This window comes from Roseateles paludis (genome assembly GCF_039872745.1).
In the GTDB taxonomy this organism is placed as follows: domain Bacteria; phylum Pseudomonadota; class Gammaproteobacteria; order Burkholderiales; family Burkholderiaceae_C; genus Pelomonas; species Pelomonas paludis.
In genome coordinates, this window is sequence record NZ_JBDPZD010000003.1 from 245,747 (window position 1) to 262,839 (window position 17,093).

The following is a 17,093-nucleotide window of genomic DNA, read 5'->3' on the forward strand; positions in this document are numbered from 1 at the left end:
GCGGCGTCAAGCCCTGAGCAGGCGGTGCACTAGATCGGGCGTGCCCTTGGCGCTGTACTTCTTCATCAAGCGGCCGCGATAGACGTCGATCGTCCGGGGGCTCACAGCCAGGCGCTTGCCGATCTGCTTGCTGGTCAGGCCTTCGACCAGCAGGGCCGCAATCTCGCGCTCGCGCGGTGTCAGCTCCACGGTCAGCTGGCGGTGGCTGGAGAGGTCTTCAAAGCTCCAGATGCCGCGCGCGTGAGGGTCTCGCGTGTCCAGCGCCTGGCCACTGACGTGGCACCAGAACAGCTCTTGGCTGCCCAGCCGTTTCATCACCCGGTCATCGGCGTAGTGACCATCACTGCCAAGGCGTGCCGCGATCCGCTCGCCCGTGCGTTCAAACTCCGCAGGGCTGGGGTAGAGCACCGCAAAACTCTGCTTGACCAGTTGCTCGCGCTGCGCGCCGAAGATCTCCAGCACCCGGGCATTGCAGTCCACGATCTGGCGGCGCTCCGAGAGGATCAGCCCGATGGGGGCCAGCTCGAAGGCGGTGCGGTAGTCGAGGCTGTGAGCTGGCATTAGGCGATCTTACGTAATCGACTACGTAGTCCCATCCCGCTACGCTGCGGGTCTTCGCACAGGAGAGCGCATGAACAAGGTCTACCCCAGTGCCGCCGACGCCCTGAAAGGGCTGGTCGCCGACGGCCAACTGCTGGCCGTGGGGGGCTTCGGCCTCTGCGGCATCCCCGAGGCGCTGATCGCCGCGTTGCGCGATTCAGGCGTCCAAGGGCTCACGGTCATCTCCAACAACGCGGGGGTCGATGGCTTCGGCCTCGGTCAGCTGCTGGAGACGCGCCAGATCAAGAAGATGATCTCCAGCTACGTGGGCGAGAACAAGGAGTTCGAGCGCCAGTTCCTGGCCGGCGAGCTGGAGCTGGAGTTCACGCCCCAGGGCACGTTGGCCGAGAAGCTGCGTGCCGGCGGCGCGGGCATCCCGGCCTTCTTCGTGCGTACCGGCGTGGGCACCGTGATTGCCGAGGGCAAGGAGACGCGCGAGTTTGACGGCCAGACCTATGTGATGGAGCGCGCCCTGGTGCCCGACGTGTCCTTGGTCAAGGCCTGGAAGGCCGACAAGAGCGGCAACCTCGTCTTCCGCCGCACGGCGCGCAACTTCAACCCCGCTGCGGCCATGGCCGGCAAGGTCACGGTGGTGGAGGTGGAGCAGCTCGTTGAGGTCGGCGAGATCGACCCGGACGCCGTCCACCTGCCGGGCATCTATGTGCACCGCATCGTCGTGAACGCCACCCCCGAGAAGCGCATCGAGAAGCGCACGCTCTCGCCCAAGAAGGAGAGCTGACATGGTGCCCCCACGTTCATTTCATTCACTGCCCCCCAAGGGGGCGCAAGCCTCCTTTGAGGCGGCTCGGCAGGAGGCTTGATATGCCCTGGACCCAAGACCAAATGGCCGCCCGTGCGGCGCAGGAGCTGGAAGACGGCTTCTACGTGAACCTCGGCATCGGCATCCCCACCCTGGTGGCCAACCATGTGCCAGCCCACAAGGAAGTCTGGCTGCAGAGCGAGAACGGCATGCTGGGCATCGGTCCCTTCCCGACCGAGGACGAGGTCGATGCCGACCTCATCAACGCGGGCAAGCAGACGGTCACGACCCTGCCGGGCTCCAGCATCTTCGGCAGCCACGACAGCTTCGCCATGATCCGCGCCGGCAAGATCAACTTGTCCATCCTCGGTGCCATGCAGGTCAGCGAGCACGGCGACCTGGCCAACTGGATGATCCCCGGCAAGATGGTCAAGGGCATGGGCGGCGCCATGGACCTGGTGGCCGGCGTCAAGCGCGTGATCGTGCTGATGGAGCACGTGGCCAAGAAGAAGGACGGCACCGAGGACTTGAAGATCATCCCCAAGTGCACCTTGCCGCTGACCGGCGTGGGCGTGGTGGACCGCATCATCACGGACCTGGCGGTGATGGACGTGACGCCCGAGGGGCTCAAGCTCGTTGAGCTGGCCGAGGGTGTGACGCGGGAGCAAGTGCAAGCCAAGACAGGTGTGACACTCCTCTGATGCGAGGAAAGCTGCTGGCACTGGGTTTTGGGTTCATCACGGTCTGGGCTGCGGCTCAGCCGCAGAACCCCGAGCCCGCCAGCGGCTACGCCGCCAAGGCGGCCACCACGTTCAAGCGCCAGGCCGTGTCGGCCGCGCACCCGCTGGCGGCACAAGCCGGGCTTGGCATCCTGCGCGCCGGGGGCTCGGCGGTCGATGCAGCCGTGGCGGTGCAGATGGTGCTCGGCCTTGTGGAACCGCAGTCCAGCGGCATTGGCGGCGGGGCCTTTTTGCTGCACTTCGATGGCCGTGCCTTGCAGGCCTATGACGCCCGTGAGACGGCGCCGGCCGCCGCCACGCCGGAACTCTTCCTGCGCGACGGCCGCGCTATGCCCATGCGCGAAGCCGTGCAAAGCGGGCTCTCGGCCGGCGTGCCCGGCGCCGTGGCCATGCTGGCGCTGGCGCACGAGCGGCATGGCCGCCTGGCCTGGGCCCGGCTCTTCGAGCCCGCCATCGACCTGGCCGAACGCGGCTTTGCCATCACGCCGCGCCTGCACACGCTGCTGGCTGGCGACGCGGCCCTGAAGCGCGATGCCCAGGCCCGCGCGCTCTACTACGACGCGGCGGGCCAAGCCCACCCCGTGGGCCATGTGCTGCGCAACCCGGCCTATGCGGCCGTGCTGCGCGGCATTGCCAAGCAGGGGCCGGCGGCTTTCTATCGCGGCGAGGTGGCGGCCGACATCGTGCGCCGCCTGCGTGCGCACGAGCGCCCCGGCGTGATGACCGAGGCCGACCTGGCCGCCTACCGTCCGCTCGCGCGCGCCCCGCTGTGCACCGCTTGGCGCGCAGTCCGGCTGTGCGGCATGGGCCCGCCCAGCTCGGGCCACATCACGCTGCTGCAAACGCTCAGCCTGCTGGAGACCGAGCCGCCGGCGGATCAAGCCAACGAAGCCTGGCTGCACCGCTTGATCGAAGCCTCCAAGCTCGCCTTTGCCGACCGGGCGCAATACCTGGCCGACCCGGCCTTTGCCGCCGCGCCGGGCGACGACTGGCAGAGCCTGCTCGCCCCCGACTACCTGCGCGAACGGGCTGCTTTGATCGGTCCGCGCGCCATGCCGCCGGCCACCGCCGGCCAGCCCGCGCCGCAGCGCTCGGCGTTTGCGCCGCAGGCGCAGCAGTTGGAGTCAGGCACCAGCCACATCAGCATCGTCGACGCCGATGGCCACGCGGTGGCCATGACCACCAGCGTCGAGAGCGCCTTCGGCAACCGCGTGATGAGCGACGGCGGCACGGGCTTAGGCGGCGGCTTCCTGCTCAACAACCAGCTCACCGACTTCTCGCTGGCCCCGACCGGCGCCGATGGTCGCCCTGTGGCCAACCGCGTCGAGCCCGGCAAGCGCCCGCGCTCCAGCATGACGCCGACGCTCGTCTTCCAGGGCGATCGCCTGGTGCTCGTGGCCGGCTCACCGGGTGGGCCGGCAATCATCCCGTTCATGGCGCGTTTTCTCACGGCCCACCTGGCCTGGGGCATCCCGGCACAGGCGGCGGCCGAGCAGCCGCACCTCGTCAACTTCAATGGGCCGGATGTCTACCTGGAGGCTGGCCGCTTCACGCCGGCTGAGAAGGACGCGCTGCGTGCGCGTGGCCACAAGCTGGCCGAGTTTGCGCTGCCAAGCGGCATCCAGGCGCTGTCGCGCGTGCAGGGCAGCGATTGGGCCGGTGCTGCCGACCCGCGCCGTGAGGGCGTCAGCGTCGGCGATTGACGCTTGATTGACGCTTACTTCGCGCCGCTGAACTTCACCGGGCTCCAGCCCCGCACGATCTGCTGGAAGTAGAGCCCGCCTTCGGTCAGATCGGCATCGGTCCAATCACCGCCAGGCGCGGTGCCCGGCTTGAGCTGCGAGGCACTCTCGCGCTTGGAGCCCAGGGTCCACTGCAGGTGGCTGATGTGATGCTCGCGCATGAAGGCCAGCCAGCGCTCGGTCTCTTCGCGGTCGATGGCGCCATCGCCATTGGCATTGACGGCGCCCCACTCGGTCACCATCAGCGCCAGGCCTTGGTCGAGGGCGAGCTTGGCCTTGTCGCGCAGCCATTGCTTGTGTGAGCCTGCGTAGAAGTGCAGCGCGTAGACGATGTTGCTGAAGCCCTTGAGCGGGTCGCGCGCGGCCTTGTCCACGTCTTGCGACCAGGTCTGCGTGCCCACCACGATCAGGTTGTGCGGGTCGATCGCGCGGATGCGCGGGATGAGCTGCTGGGCATAGGGCTTGATCACCGTGGACCAGTCGCTGTGGTTCAGCGGTTCGTTGTAGATCTCGTAGATCAGGTTCGGGTGCTTGCCGTATTTGCGCGCCACGGTCTCGAAGAACTTGATAGCCTGCTCAGGATGCTTCTCGGCGTCGTGGGAGTGGTAGTCCACCAGCACGTAGAGGCCTTGGGCAATGGCGGCGTCCACCACCGTCTCCAGCCGCGCCATATTGGCGGCCCAGTCCGCTTGCAGGCCGCCGTTCTTGTCGGGCCCGATGGCGGCGCGAATGATTCCGGCGTTCCAGGCGCGCTGCGCAAAGGCCACCGCGCCCGGGGTGTAGTACTCGCTGCCGATCCAGCCGGTGTTGCTCCAGAACAGGCTGGGGCCGGCCAGCGAAACCGGCTGCCCGCGGCTGCCCACGATGCGGTTGCCCTGGACGGACAGTGCGCCATGGGTCTCGACGGCGGTGGCCGCCTGCGCGTGGGCGCCGAGCAAGAGACTGGTGGCCAGCAACAGGCGAGTCAGGGCACGAGACAGTGTCATGGGCAGGTGCCGCCGTGCGGCTGAAGCAAGTGGGGCAGGGCTCAGCGCTTGCCGAGCGCGACGACGCACAAGGCCCCGAAGCTGGCAAACAGCAGACCGCTCCAGACCTCGTAGGGCATCCCCAGCAGGTGGTAGGCGGCCGCATCGGCACAGTTGCCGGTGACCATGAAGACCTGGGGCCACAGCTCCTCCAGGTTCAGCACCTCCAGCAGCTTGTCGGCCAGGCCCAGCTTGCAGCTGGCCGTCTGCGAGGCCACCTCGTGCTGGAAGACCGCTGCCGTCAGGCCGGCCAGGCAGATCAGCGCGCAACCCACCAGCACCGCCTGCCGCGCCGTGCGCTTGCGCGCCATCAGCCAGCCAAGCCCGGACACAGCAGCCAGCACCAGGAAGATGCCACGCTGCAGCACGCACCAGGGGCAGGGCCGCACATCAAAGCTGTGCTGAGCGATGACGGCGATCACCACCGCCGCGATGCTCAGCACCGCCATGCCGCCCAAGGCCCGGGCGGGGAGCTTGGAGGCTTCGAGGAACATCAAGCTGCCACCTCGGCTACCAGTTCAATCTCGACGCAGGCGCCCAGCGGAATCTGCGCCACGCCAAAGGCGCTGCGCGCATGCGTGCCGGCATCCCCCAGCACCTGGGCCAGCAGCTCTGAGCAGCCATTGGTCACCAGGTGGTGTTCGGTGAAGTCGGCCGTGCTGTTGACGAGGCTGACCACCTTGACGATGCGGCTGATCTTGGAGAGGTCACCCAGCGCCGCGTGCAGCGTGCCCAGCAGGTCGATGGCAATGGCGCGCGCCGCAGCCTGGCCCTCGGCGGTGTCCATGGTCTTGCCCAGTTGGCCCACCCAGGGCTTGCCGTCGCGCTTGGCGATGTGGCCGGAGACGAAGACCAGGTTCCCGGTGCGCACGAAGGGCACATAGGACGCGGCCGGCACAGCCAGCGGCGGGAGGGTCACGCCGAGGTCGGCGAGGCGGGCGTAGATGGGGGAGGTGCTCATGTTGGCGCGCGTGAAAGCCGGGCATGCTACACCCCATGTCCCTGCCGCCTTTGCCGCGAAAACACGCTGTGCTGGGCCCAGGCGCCTTGCTGGCCACCGCGCTGGCCTGGCTGGCTGGCGTGGCGGCCGTGCATGCGCTGCCGGCCCTGCCTAAATTGGCAGGGGTGCTGGCGGCGGGATCGGTGCTGGTGCTTGGCGGCCTCGCGCTGGCTTGGGTCTCGGCCCGGTGGCGCTGGCTGGGCCTCGCGGTGGCCGTGCTGGCTTTGGCCGTTTGCAGCACGGTGTGGCGGGCGCAAGCGCGGCTGTCTCAAGACCTGGCCCCCGCCTGGGAGGGGCGTGACCTGGTGGTCACCGGCCGCATCGACTCCTTGCCCGTGGCTGTGCTGGGGCAGGGCGGCGCGCCGGGTTGGCGCTTCATGCTGGAGCGGCAGGCGGGCAGCCAGCCCGATCTGCCTGAACTTCCTCAACGTCTGATGCTGCTGAGCTATGCCGCCCCGGGCACGGAGGCTTTGAAGCTGACGGCTGGCGAGACCTGGCGCTTCACCGTGCGCCTGAAGCGGCCGCACGGCCTGGCCAACCCGGGCGGCTTTGATGCCGAGCTGTGGTTGTTTGAGCAGGGCGTGCGCGCCACGGGCACCGTGCGCTCGGGCACGCGGCTGGCACCAGCGCCCTGGTGGACGCTGGATGCCGCCCGTCAGGCCCTGCGCGAGCGCCTGCGCCGCGAGGTGCCCGAGCCGGCGCTGGCCGGGGTGCTGGCGGCCCTGAGCGTGGGCGACCAGAGCGCCATCTCGCGCGCCGACTGGGCGCTGCTGCGCGACACGGGTGTCGCGCATTTGTTCAGCGTCTCGGGCCTGCACGTCACGCTGTTTGCCTGGCTCGCCGCCGGCCTGGCCGCTCACCTGTGGCGGCGCAGCCAGCGCCTGCCGCTGCGCGTGGCCACACCCACCGCGGCTCGCTGGATCGGCGTTGCGGCGGCGCTGGGCTATGCGCTCTTCTCGGGCTGGGGCGTGCCGGCACAGCGCACGGTGTTGATGCTGGGCACGGTGGCATTGCTGCAAACCTTGAGCCTGCGCTGGCCCTGGCCGGGCGTGCTCTTGGTGGCGGCCGTGGTGGTGACGGCGGTGGACCCCTGGGCGCTGCTGCAGCCGGGCTTCTGGCTCAGCTTCATGGCCGTGGGGCTGTTGATGGCGTCGTCAGGTGAGCGGCCCGAGGGTTGGCAGGCTCACGCCTGGCAAGGGCTGCGTAGCCAGCTGATTGCCACGGTCGGCCTGGCCCCGCTCAGCCTGGTCTGCTTTGCCCAGCTCTCGCTCAGCGGCCTGCTGGCCAATCTGGTGGCCATCCCGCTGGTCAGCTTCGTGATCACGCCGCTGGCCTTGCTGGGCGCGGCGGTGCCGGTGCTGTGGGCGCTGGGCGCTTGGCTCACCCAAGCGCTGGTGGGCTGGCTGCAGTGGCTGGCGGCGTGGCCAGGGTCGGTGTGGTGGGTGCCGGCGGCGCCGCTGTGGTCACAGGGCCTGGCCTTGCTGGGGGCGGTGCTGCTGGTGCTGCCCCTGCCTTGGCGCTTGCGCGCTTGCGGCGCAGCCATGGTGCTGCCCCTGCTTTGGCCGGCTGTCAGCCTGCCGCCGCCGGGCCGCTTCGAGCTGACGGCGCCCGACGTGGGCCAGGGCAATGCCATCGTCGTGCGCACGGCCACGCACACCTTGGTCTACGACAGCGGCCCGGCCTATGCGCCAGGCAGCGATGCCGGCGAGCGCGTCTTGCTGCCGCTGCTGCGCAACCAGGGCGTGCGCCGCATTGATGCGCTCATGCTCAGCCACCGCGACACCGACCACGTGGGCGGCGCCGCGACGCTGATGCGCGGCCTGCCGGTGGCGCTGCTGCGCAGCTCGCTGGAGCCCGAGCACCCGCTGCTGCAGGCCGGTGTGCCGCACACCCCGTGCGAGGCCGGGCAGCGCTGGGTGTGGGATGGCGTTGAGTTCGAACTGCTGCACCCGCTGGCCGGCGATCCGAGCGCCAAGCCCAATGCCCGCTCCTGCGTGCTGCGCGTGCGCGATGCCAGCGGGCGCAGCGCCTTGCTGCTGGGCGACCTGCCCGCTGACGAGGAGCAGCGCCTGGTGGCGCGCGAAACGGCGCTGCGCACCGATGTGCTGCTGGTGCCCCACCACGGCAGCAAGACCTCGTCCAGCGAGGCCTTGCTAGCGGCCACACGGCCCGCTCTGGCCCTGGTGCAAGCCGGCTACCGCAGCCGCTTTGGCCACCCGGTGCCCAGTGTCTTGGCGCGCTACCAGGCAGCCGGGATTGCGGTGGTGGACTCGCCCGCCTGCGGCGCCTGGACCTGGCTCAGCAACGAGCCGCCCTCACAAGGCATTTGCACCCGCGCCGAACGCCCGCGCTACTGGCTTGATCGCCCAACGCCTGCCCTTATGGCGAAGACGCCGCTGCAGGGGCCGGAGCAGCCGATGCCGCAGGATCCACCGCCGGACTCAGTGCAGGACGAGCCGGCGTGGTGAGCCACGCGCGCCGCACGGCCCGCCCCAGGTCGATCACCGCAAACGCGTAGTAGGCCGAGTTGTTGTAGCGGGTGATGGCGAAAAAGTTTTCGCTCCCCAGGCGCACCGTGGGCGGTTTGTGCCGCCCGTTCTGCAGCGCCACCACGGCCAGCAGGCCGGCGTGGTCCAGCGCAGCTTCTGAGGGCTTGGCACCCAGGGCCACCAGCTCCGCGGCGCGCCAGGTGGGTTCGATGTCGGGCTTGAGCAGGCGCTCTCGCGTGGCGCGGTCGCGCGGCAGGCTGATGCTGTAGTCGGTCAACACGCCGCGCTGCCAGCCATGCGCCACCAGGAAGTTGGCGATGCTGCCAATCGCATCGACCGGGCTGCCTGTCAGGTCGCGCCGGCCGTCGCCGTCAAAGTCCACCGCATGCCGCCGCCACGAGCCGGGCATGAACTGCGGCCAGCCCAGCGCCCCCGCATAGCTGCCCTGCACCGCGCTTGCATCCAGCCCGCTCTCGCGCGCCAGGCGCAGCAGGTCGGCCAGCTCGGCGCGGAAGAAGGCCTGGCGCGCCACCGCACGCGGGTGCTCGGCCGGGAAGTCAAAGCCCAGCGTCACCAGTGCATCCAGCGCCTTGAAGCCCCCCGTGAGCCGACCGTAGTAGGTCTCGACCCCCAGGATGCCCACGATCACATCGGCGGGCACGCCGTACTGCGTCTCAGCGCGCGCCAGCGCCGCTTCGTTCTCTTGCCAGAACGCCACACCCGCCGCGATGCGTTTGGGCTCGATGAAGCGCGCCGAATACGCCGCCCAGTCCTTGGCCGCGCCCGGTGCCGCCGGCAGGATCAGCTGCCGCACACGCGGCAGGCGCTGGGCCTGGCTCAGCTGGTCGCGCAAAGCAGCGGCATCCCAGCCCTCTAGCTGGGCCAGCTCGTCGGCGAACTGGAGCAGGGCGGGCTCGGGGCCGAAGGGGGCGGGGGGAGGGAGACGAGGAGGGCGGTGGGGCGCTGCGTGCGCGGACAACACCAGTGCCAGCAAGCCCGCAAGGGCAGAGAAGGGTCGGACCATGCCCTTGAGCATAGGGTGGTCTAGTGCTTCGCAAGAGCCCGAAGCGCGGTACGCAGGCCAGGCCAGTCGGGCGTGATAGCTTGGCCCGAATAGCGCTGCTGCTCCAGCGTGATGAGCATGGCAGTGGCTTGTGCCGCCGCGTCTGGTCGCAATGCTTGCAGCCGCTCCGCCCACGCCGCCAGGCTCTCATGCATCGGCGCTTCCACCCCCAAACGCACCAGCTCGCGCTGCACCTTGTGTCTGAGCCGCGCCCAGACGCCATGGGGCCGCTGCTGCCAGCGCATCCAGGCCACGGTGGCGAGGGTGAGCGCCAGGATCACGCCGGCGATGGCCTGGCCGAGGGCGGTCCAGTCGGGTTGCTGGAAGCCGAGGTTCTTGAGCAGGTCGAACTGGTTCTGGCGCGAGTAGTTGAGCACCCACTGGGCCCAGCGGTTGTTGACGGTCTCCCAGCTGCTTCGCAGCGCGCGCCAGGCGGTGGGGTTGAGCTGACCCAAGACGCCGGGCTGGGGGCGCAGCGCCTCGCCCGCCGAGACGCGGCCGGGGGCGACGGCTGCCGTGGGGTCGGTGCGCAGCCAGCCCTGGCCGGGCACCCAGACCTCGGCCCAGGCGTGGGCGTTGGCATTGCGCACGACGAGGTAGCCGTCTTGCGGCTCGGGGTCCCAGCCCTGGAAGCCGGTGATGACGCGGGCGGGCACGCCCATGGCCCGCATGACCACGACAAAGCCGGACGCAAAGTGCTCGCAAAAGCCCAGGCGCCGGTCCAGCCAAAACTCGTCGATGAGGTGGGGGCTGTCCTCGCCATAGCGGCCGGGGGCGAGGGTGTAGGTGAAGTCGGCGCTTCGGATGTGCTGCAGCACGGCTTCGACGAGGGCGCGGGTGTGCTCAGCGGGAGTCAGCTCGGCAAAGCGCGACTCGGCGGCCAGGGCGCGGGCCCAGGCCACGGTGCGGGGGTTGAGGCCGCGGGGCAGTTGCAGCTCGGGGCCGTTGCGCAGCAGGTGCCGGTCGGCGCCGGCTGTCCAGGCCGGGTAGGCCTCGGCGGTGAGGCGCAGGCGCTCGGTCAGCGGCCGGGTTGCCAGCCATTGCAACTCGGGGCCGCGCTTGAAGCCGATGTCGGCCTCGCTGCGCTCGCGCCCATCGCTCATCTCCAGCAGCGGCAGCACGGGGATGCGCAGGGGCTCCAGCGTCAGCTCGTAGCGCAGCGGGCGGCCTTCGGTGTGCAGGCTGTCGGGCTGGCGGCGCCAGGCATCAAGCGCGCTGCTGGGGGCGCGCCAGGTCTTGCCGTCGAAGACGCTGAGCACGGGGCCGCGAAAGTAGCGTGCATCGGGCGGCGGCAGGCTGCCGTCCAGCACCTTGAGGCGCAGCGCGATGCTGTCGTCATTGGCCACCTCGTTCATGGCGCCGAATTCGAGCTGGTTGGACAGGCCGGTGCGGCCGATCTGCTCGGTCGGTACGCCCCACAGCGGCGCGATGCGCGGGAAGAACATGAAGAGCAGCACCATGATCGGCAAGCCCAGCAGCGTGGTGGACGCCGCACGCCGCGCGGCCACAGTCAGGTTGGCGGTCTCGGCCCCTGTGTCCGGCATCTGCGCCAACACCACGGCGGCCAGCAGGCCCCACACGGTGAGCAGCATCCACAGCGCCGTCAGCAGCGACTGCGAGTAGAAAAAATGCGCCAGCAGCAGAAAGAACCCGAGGAAGAACACCACGAAGGCGTCACGCCGCGCGCGCAGCTCCAGGGTCTTGAGCGCGAGCAGCACGGCCAGCATCGTCACGCCGGGCTCACGGCCAAAGAGGGCACCGAGGTTGAGCTTGGTCAGCAGCGCCGCGATGACGAACACCGCCAGCAAGGCCCAGCGCCCCGGCAGCGGCTGCTGCCGCCAGGCCAGCACGCCCCGCCACAGCAGCACCAGGCCTGCGAGCGTGGTGCTCCACCACGGCAAGTGGTCCACATGGGGCAGCAGCACGGCGGTGATGACGCCGAGCAGGAAGAGGGTGTCGCGCGTGTCACGCGGCAGGCGCTGGAGCCGAGCGCGCAGGGCAAGGCTGGTCATGCTTGCCACCCCGCCAGCCGTTCGAGGCAAGCGCGCTGGTGCGTGGCCCCGAGGCTGGGTTCGATGTGGCTCGCGCCCAGCCCGAGCCCATACGGCTGCTGCGCCCGCTCCGCCGCCAGCACCCAGGCTGTCAGGCGTGAGAGCTTGGCCTCCAAGTCGGCGCCGGGTGTCTGTGCCAGCTCAAAGTGCAGCTCTTGCGCCAGCGGTGCCTCGGTCTCGCGCACCCAGGGCGCCTGGCCCTGGTCCATCAGCGCGACGGACTTGCGCCACAGCACTTGGCGGGGGCTGTCGCCCGGGCGGTAGCTGCGCACGCCGGCAAAGTCGGTGCCACGCCGGCGCGGGCTGCTGGCCTCTGCCTGGCCTTCGCCCGCCTCGGGCTGGGGCGGGAAGGGCGGCGTGGGCACTTCAGCCCTTGGGTAGACCCAGACCTTGGCGGCCAGTCGCCAGTAGCTCCAGGCGCGAAAGACCCCCAGCGGAAAGCGTGTGGTGATCACCAGCCGCGGCAACGCCTGCAGCCCGCGTGTGCGCATGGGCAGGCGAAGCGTCAGCTCGGCATGGCCCTTGTCGGGCACATTGACCCAGGTGGGCGGGGCCGCGGTGTCGGCCTGGAAGCCAATGCCATAGCGCGCCGCGCCGCTGTTGTGCAGGTGGATGTGCAGGGCCACCTCGTCGCCCGCGTGCACGGCTTCGGGCGGGCGCAGGTCCATGCGCAGCCCGCGCAGGTTGGCATGCGTGGTGTGCATGGAGGCCAGCACCGCGCCCGCCAGCAAGAAGGTCAGCGCATAGCCCAGGCTGATCTGCTCATTGATGGTGGCCACTAGCAGCACCAGCAGCGTCAGGCCAAAGGCCAGCCCCGCACGGCTCGGGACGATGTAGACGTTGCGCTGCGTCAGCTCGTGCGTGTCAGCAGCCGGCTGGCGCGCCATCCACCAGGCTTGCCAGCGGGCGCGGATCAGGCCGGGGCGCGGTGCAGGGCGCGAGGGACTCGAAGTGGGGGCGGGCACGCCCCCATTCTCAGTCGATCTTCTTCTTCCGCAGCTCCCAAGCCGCGTCGGTGCACAGGCCACAGTTGGCGCCCACAAAGGCCTTGGCGGCTTGCTTGTCGCCCTTCAACTGCCAGTTCAGCCAGGCCACCACGGCGGCGGCCGCCTTGCCGCCATTGGGCTGCATATAGGTGCCGCCATGGCCCACGCCCTTGAGGTTGGCCACGGCCACCGGCACGTGGTTGATGCGCTCGAAGTCGTCCATGCCGTTGTTGTAGGCAATGTCGGTGGGGCCGCCCAGCACGTAGAGCGCAGGGACCTTGATCTGGTCGAGCAGGCTCTTGGGCTGCGACATCTCGGCGTGCTGCGGGCCGGTGCCGGGCACGAAGATGCCGCTGTTCATCACGATCAAGGTCTTCACGCGCGGGTCCGGCGCCACGCGCAGGGCCTGCAGGCCGCCGCAGCTGAAGCCCGAGACCGCAATGGCGCTGGGGTCCAGCTTGCCGAAGTAGGGGCTCTTGGGGTCGGCGTTCTGGGCCAGCGCCCAGTCAATGGCCCACATCAGGCCCTTGTGATTGGTGGGCGACGGCGGGAAGACCGGGCGGCCCTGCGCATCGCTCGGGCGCGGCGCCGGCGGCTCCAGCGGCAGCGTCACGCCGGGGCCCGTGCGGATGCGCCCCAGCGCAATCGCCACATAGCCGTGCGAGGCGATCTCCAGCAGGTGCATGCGCGAGCTGGCGCCGTCGTCCGAGCAGGCGCCATTGCCAAACACATACAGGCCCAACTGCTTGGGCTTGATCGCGTCCAGCTTGGCCGGCCGGTAGACGACGTGGTCCGGCAGCGACGCGACCTCCTCCTTAAGCGCCGGGTAGGCGCCCGAGCCCGGGGTATCCGGCACCACAGCCTCCGGCGCCGAGGCGGGTTGGGCTTGGGCCAGCCCAAAAAGGCCAGTGAGACACAGGGCGATGGAAGCAAGGCGCAGGGACGTCGGCATGGCGAATCGATAGCGAGCTAATGAAGGGGTGATTCTGGCGCTGCTTAGGCTGCGGGAAGGCCTTGCGGCCTCGATTTACACCCCGGGCAGGCATTGGGGTTTATGGGTGGCCGTGGCCGCTTGGCGCGGCATGGCAACATCCCCGCCCGGTCACCTGCCATCCCCATGAGCCACCAGCCCACCACCGTTGCCGACATTGGCGACTTCAGCGTCGTCATCGACGCGCGCTCGCCCGCCGAGTTCGCGCTTGACCACTTGCCCGGCGCCGTCAACTGCCCGGTGCTGAACGATGAAGAGCGGCGCATCGTGGGGACGACTTACGTGCAGACCTCGGCCTTCGAGGCGCGCAAGATTGGCGGCGCCATGGTCGCGCGCAATATCGCGCGGCACCTGGAGGCGCTGTTCCACGACAAGCCCAAGGATTGGCGGCCGCTGATCTATTGCTGGCGCGGCGGCATGCGCAGCGGCAGCTTTGTGAACTGGCTGCGCCTGGTGGGCTGGGATGCCCAGCAGCTCAAGGGCGGCTACAAGGCCTGGCGCGCGCACGTCATCGAGCAGATCGCGCTGAAGGGCCCGCAGCTGCAGCTGCGCGTGGTGTGCGGCCCCACGGGCAGCGCCAAGACGCGAGTGCTGCAGGCCCTGGCGGCGCAGGGCGAGCAGGTGCTGGACCTGGAGGACCTGGCTGCGCACCGGGGCTCGGTGCTGGGCGGCATGCCGGGGCGGCCGCAGCCGACGCAAAAGGGCTTCGAGACCCAGCTGATGCTGGCGATCTCGCGCTTTGACCTGACGCGCCGCGTGTGGGTGGAGGCCGAGAGCCGGCGCATTGGCAAGCTGACGGTGCCTGAGCCCGTGCTGGCGCGGCTGCGGGCCAGCCCGGTGGTGGAGATTGCCGCGAGCTTTGAGGCGCGACTGGCCTATCTGCTGCGCGACTACGCCTGGCTGGGCGATGACGCGCAAGGCCTGGCCGACAAGCTGGGCACGCTGCGCGAGCTGCTGCCGAAGGAGACCCTGGCGCAATGGCAGGCCTGGGCGCTGGCGGGCGAACTGCCGCCCTTGTTTGAAGGCCTGATGCGCGAGCACTACGACCCGCTTTACGCCCGCTCGCAAGGCCGGCACCTGGCCGAGTTGGGCGGCGCGCTGCGTGTGGCGTGCGACGACCTCAGCGACGCAGGCATTGCCGCGCTGGCCGCCCAGATCGCGGGGCTCTGATCAGCGGGCCATCAGGCGCCGCGCCAATGCGCTGAGCCCATCCACCAGCGCCACCAGCACCAGCATCGCGGCCAGCACGGTGGCGGTCTTGCCCATCTGGAAGAGGCCCAGGTGGAAGGCCAGCATCTGCCCCAGGCCGCCGGCGCCCACCACCCCGAGGATGGCGGCGGCGCGGATGTTGTTCTCCCAGCGGTAGAGCGTGTAGGAGACCAGCTGCGGCAGGACCTGGGGCAAGGTGGCGTAAAGGAAGACGCGGCCCGCCGGCACGCCCTGGCTGCGCAGCGCGGCGGCCGGGCCGGGTGGGGCGTTCTCGATGCTTTCAGCAAACAGGCGGCCCAGCACGCCCGTGGTGTGCAGGCCCAGGGCCAAGGTGCCGGCCAGCGGGCCCAGGCCTGCCGAGATCAAGAGCAGCGCGGCCCACACCAGCTCGGGCACCGAGCGCAGCGCGTTGAGCAGCAGCCGCGTGGGGGCGCGTGCCAGCGCAGGGTCGGCGGCGTGGGTGCGGCTAGCGGGCAAGGCCAACAGCAGCCCACCGATGGCGGCCAGCAGCGTGCCCAGCGCCGACATGGCCAGGGTCTCCAGGCTCGCCAGCGCCACCTTGTTGACGAAGCGGGGCGTGAGGTCCGGCGGGAAGAACTCGCCCACAAAGCGCGCCATGCTCTGCGCGGCTTCGAGCGACAAAAAGGCGGACCACTGCAGGTCCAGGCTCCAGAAGCTGGCGCTGACCAGGGCCAGCAGCGACAGGCTGATCCAAAGCGCCCGGCTGCGTGCATGGAAGAGCGGCGGTGGCAGCCGGTAGGGCAGGTTGGCGGCTTGCTTGGGTCTCATGCCAACACCTTGCGGAGCCAGGCGCTGACTTTGTCGGCCAGCGTCACGAGCAACACGAAGACCATCAGCATGGTCGCCACCTCGCCGCCGGCAAACATCTTGGTCGAGCTGTCGAGCTGTTGGCCCAGGCCCCCGGCACCCACAAAGCCCAGCACGACGGACGAGCGGATCGCGCATTCCCAGCGGTACACGGTGTAGGACGTCAGCTCGCCCGCGTTCTGCGGCAGCAGGCCGTAGGCAAAGGCCTGCAGGCGCCCGCTGCCGTTCAGCAACAGGGCGCGGGTGGCGGGGGTCTCGCCGCTTTCCAGGATGTCGGCATACACCTTGCCGAGCATGCCGCCGTAGGTGAGTGCGATGGCCAGCACGCCGGCCGTGGGCCCCAGGCCCACGACGCGCACAAACACCAGGGCCCAGACCAGCTCAGGGATGGAACGCAGCATCACCAGCAGCAGGCGCAGGCTTTGACGCAGCACAGCGGGCACCAGGGCCATGCGGCCCGAGAGCGCCGAGACCGAGAGCACGCGGGTGGACATCAAGGTGGCCGGCACGGCGATGAGCAGGCCGAGGCTGATGCCCGCCGTGGCGATGGCCACGGTGCGCCAGGTCTCGCGCGCCACCATCAACAAAAACTCCGCGCCCAGGGCGGGAGGAACAAAGGCCGCGAGGAAGCGCCCGGTGGCCTCGCGGCTCTCGGGCGTCCACATCACCCAGGGGCGGAACTCGGTCGCCACCAGCAGCGGCCACAGCAGGGCGAGGCCGGCGCAGAACCAGAACACGCGGCCGAGCCAGGCGGGGTCCCGGTGGACGTTGCGTTCAGCCACAGCGCTCATCGGCAATGCATCACCACAGGCGCCGCCGCCGGCGCGTCAGGCGAGGCTAGCGGTTGGTGCAGCTCGTCTTCATGCTGGGCATAGAGTTGCAGCAGATGCTCGCGGCTCACGTCGGCAGCGGGCAGGTCAAACGCCACGGCGCCATCGCGCAGGCCCAGGATGCGGCTGAAGTGCGCCAGCGCGGTGTCCACCTGGTGCATGCTGACCAGCATCGTGACGCCACGCTCGCGCGCCTCGGCCGTGAGCGTGCGGATCACGGTCTCAGCCCGCGTTGGGTCCAGCGCCGAAAGCGGCTCGTCCACCAGCCACAGCTTGGCCGGCGACACCAGCGCCCGCGCCAGGGCCACGCGCTGGCGCTCGCCGCCCGAGAGCCGGTCCACCCGGGCAAAGAGCTTGTCGGCCAGGCCGAAGCGGTCCAGCGCGGCGTGGGCGCCGCCAATGTCGGCCGGGTAGAACAGCGAGCGCAGGCTCTTGAGCAAACCCCAGGCTGGCAACCGCCCGGCCAGCACGGCCGTGACCACCCGCTGGCGCGGCGGTAGCGGCGGTACTTGCGGCGCCAAGAAGAGCTGGCTACGTAGCCTCTGCAGCGCTGCAGTGCGCAATTGCCACGGGTCGGTACCGTCGAGTTGCAGCGTGCCCAGCGCGGGCTTGAGCGCCGCCGCCGCCACATGCAGCAGCGTCGTCTTGCCCGCGCCCGAGGGGCCGATCACCGCCACCTGCTCGCCCGGCTGCAGCGCCAAGTTGATGCCGCGCAACGCGTCGCGGCCCTTGGGGGCGGCCGGGTGGCGGGCGTGCAGCGAGTCGAGGGTCAGGCGCAT

At 70.0% G+C, this 17,093-nt stretch carries 16 protein-coding genes; 5 read left to right on the plus strand and 11 right to left on the minus strand.

The genetic code is table 11. The annotated features are described in order from the left end of the window. Positions 1 to 6: 6 nt before the first annotated feature. A complete protein-coding gene (locus tag ABDJ85_RS12365; RefSeq protein WP_347705086.1) occupies positions 7 to 561 on the minus strand; it encodes a LuxR C-terminal-related transcriptional regulator in 555 nt (184 codons plus the stop codon). A 70-nt stretch (positions 562 to 631) separates the two neighbouring features. Here ABDJ85_RS12365 and ABDJ85_RS12370 point away from each other — a divergent pair, with 70 nt between their 5' ends. The 3 genes from ABDJ85_RS12370 (at position 632) to ABDJ85_RS12380 (ending at position 3,803) form a co-directional block, all read left to right on the plus strand. Beyond that, positions 632 to 1,339 (plus strand): CoA transferase subunit A, encoded by a 708-nt coding sequence (locus tag ABDJ85_RS12370; protein ID WP_347705087.1) that lies wholly within the window; start codon positions 632 to 634, stop codon positions 1,337 to 1,339. 83 nt (positions 1,340 to 1,422) lie between these two features. Continuing rightward, positions 1,423 to 2,061, plus strand: a complete 639-nt coding sequence (locus ABDJ85_RS12375) for a CoA transferase subunit B (protein ID WP_347705088.1) — start codon at positions 1,423 to 1,425, stop codon at positions 2,059 to 2,061. Continuing rightward, the gene (locus ABDJ85_RS12380; RefSeq protein WP_347705089.1) at positions 2,061 to 3,803 is read left to right on the plus strand and encodes a gamma-glutamyltransferase family protein; all 1,743 of its coding nucleotides are present in this window, start codon (positions 2,061 to 2,063) and stop codon (positions 3,801 to 3,803) included. Before ABDJ85_RS12375 ends, ABDJ85_RS12380 begins: the two co-directional genes overlap by 1 nt. A 14-nt stretch (positions 3,804 to 3,817) precedes the next feature. Here ABDJ85_RS12380 and ABDJ85_RS12385 read toward each other — a convergent pair whose 3' ends face one another. The 3 genes from ABDJ85_RS12385 to ABDJ85_RS12395 are packed head-to-tail and all read right to left on the minus strand — an operon-like array spanning position 3,818 to position 5,828. Next, positions 3,818 to 4,828 carry a glycoside hydrolase family 5 protein gene (locus ABDJ85_RS12385; RefSeq protein ID WP_347705090.1) on the minus strand — a complete coding sequence of 337 codons (1,011 nt, stop codon included), beginning with the start codon at positions 4,826 to 4,828 and terminating at the stop codon, positions 3,818 to 3,820. A gap of 41 nt (positions 4,829 to 4,869) precedes the next feature. Then, the gene (locus tag ABDJ85_RS12390) at positions 4,870 to 5,361 is read right to left on the minus strand and encodes a disulfide bond formation protein B (protein WP_347705091.1); all 492 of its coding nucleotides are present in this window, start codon (positions 5,359 to 5,361) and stop codon (positions 4,870 to 4,872) included. Next, on the minus strand, positions 5,361 to 5,828 hold the full coding sequence (locus ABDJ85_RS12395; RefSeq protein ID WP_347705092.1) for a RidA family protein: 468 nt from the start codon (positions 5,826 to 5,828) through the stop codon (positions 5,361 to 5,363). The genes ABDJ85_RS12390 and ABDJ85_RS12395 overlap by 1 nt, the downstream gene beginning before the upstream one ends. Before the next feature lie 35 nt (positions 5,829 to 5,863). Between ABDJ85_RS12395 and ABDJ85_RS12400 the strand changes: the two genes are divergently transcribed. After that, on the plus strand, positions 5,864 to 8,335 hold the full coding sequence (locus ABDJ85_RS12400) for a DNA internalization-related competence protein ComEC/Rec2 (RefSeq protein WP_347705093.1): 2,472 nt from the start codon (positions 5,864 to 5,866) through the stop codon (positions 8,333 to 8,335). Here the strand turns inward: ABDJ85_RS12400 and mltB are convergent. From mltB to ABDJ85_RS12420, 4 genes are read right to left on the minus strand one after another with little or no spacing between them, the layout of a single operon-like run. After that, a complete protein-coding gene (gene mltB / locus ABDJ85_RS12405; RefSeq protein WP_347705094.1) occupies positions 8,247 to 9,380 on the minus strand; it encodes a lytic murein transglycosylase B in 1,134 nt (377 codons plus the stop codon). The two genes, ABDJ85_RS12400 and mltB, sit on opposite strands and share 89 nt — an antisense overlap. Before the next feature lie 20 nt (positions 9,381 to 9,400). After that, the gene (locus ABDJ85_RS12410; protein WP_347705095.1) at positions 9,401 to 11,431 is read right to left on the minus strand and encodes a transglutaminase TgpA family protein; all 2,031 of its coding nucleotides are present in this window, start codon (positions 11,429 to 11,431) and stop codon (positions 9,401 to 9,403) included. Next, a complete protein-coding gene (locus tag ABDJ85_RS12415) occupies positions 11,428 to 12,435 on the minus strand; it encodes a DUF58 domain-containing protein (protein WP_347705096.1) in 1,008 nt (335 codons plus the stop codon). Before ABDJ85_RS12415 ends, ABDJ85_RS12410 begins: the two co-directional genes overlap by 4 nt. Positions 12,436 to 12,445: 10 nt before the next feature. Beyond that, complete coding sequence (locus ABDJ85_RS12420; RefSeq protein ID WP_347705097.1) at positions 12,446 to 13,408, minus strand: alpha/beta hydrolase; 963 nt, start codon at positions 13,406 to 13,408, stop codon at positions 12,446 to 12,448. Positions 13,409 to 13,573: 165 nt separating this feature from the next. On the opposite strand from ABDJ85_RS12420, the gene mnmH reads away from it, so the two are divergent. Further along, positions 13,574 to 14,617 (plus strand): tRNA 2-selenouridine(34) synthase MnmH, encoded by a 1,044-nt coding sequence (gene mnmH, locus ABDJ85_RS12425; protein WP_347705098.1) that lies wholly within the window; start codon positions 13,574 to 13,576, stop codon positions 14,615 to 14,617. Here mnmH and phnE read toward each other — a convergent pair whose 3' ends face one another. From phnE to ABDJ85_RS12440, 3 genes are read right to left on the minus strand one after another with little or no spacing between them, the layout of a single operon-like run. After that, positions 14,618 to 15,445, minus strand: coding sequence for a phosphonate ABC transporter, permease protein PhnE (gene phnE, locus ABDJ85_RS12430; RefSeq protein WP_347705099.1), 828 nt, complete (start codon positions 15,443 to 15,445; stop codon positions 14,618 to 14,620). Beyond that, a complete protein-coding gene (locus ABDJ85_RS12435; protein ID WP_347705100.1) occupies positions 15,442 to 16,275 on the minus strand; it encodes a PhnE/PtxC family ABC transporter permease in 834 nt (277 codons plus the stop codon). The genes phnE and ABDJ85_RS12435 overlap by 4 nt, the downstream gene beginning before the upstream one ends. Beyond that, the gene (locus ABDJ85_RS12440) at positions 16,272 to 17,093 is read right to left on the minus strand and encodes a phosphonate ABC transporter ATP-binding protein (protein ID WP_347705101.1); all 822 of its coding nucleotides are present in this window, start codon (positions 17,091 to 17,093) and stop codon (positions 16,272 to 16,274) included. The genes ABDJ85_RS12435 and ABDJ85_RS12440 overlap by 4 nt, the downstream gene beginning before the upstream one ends.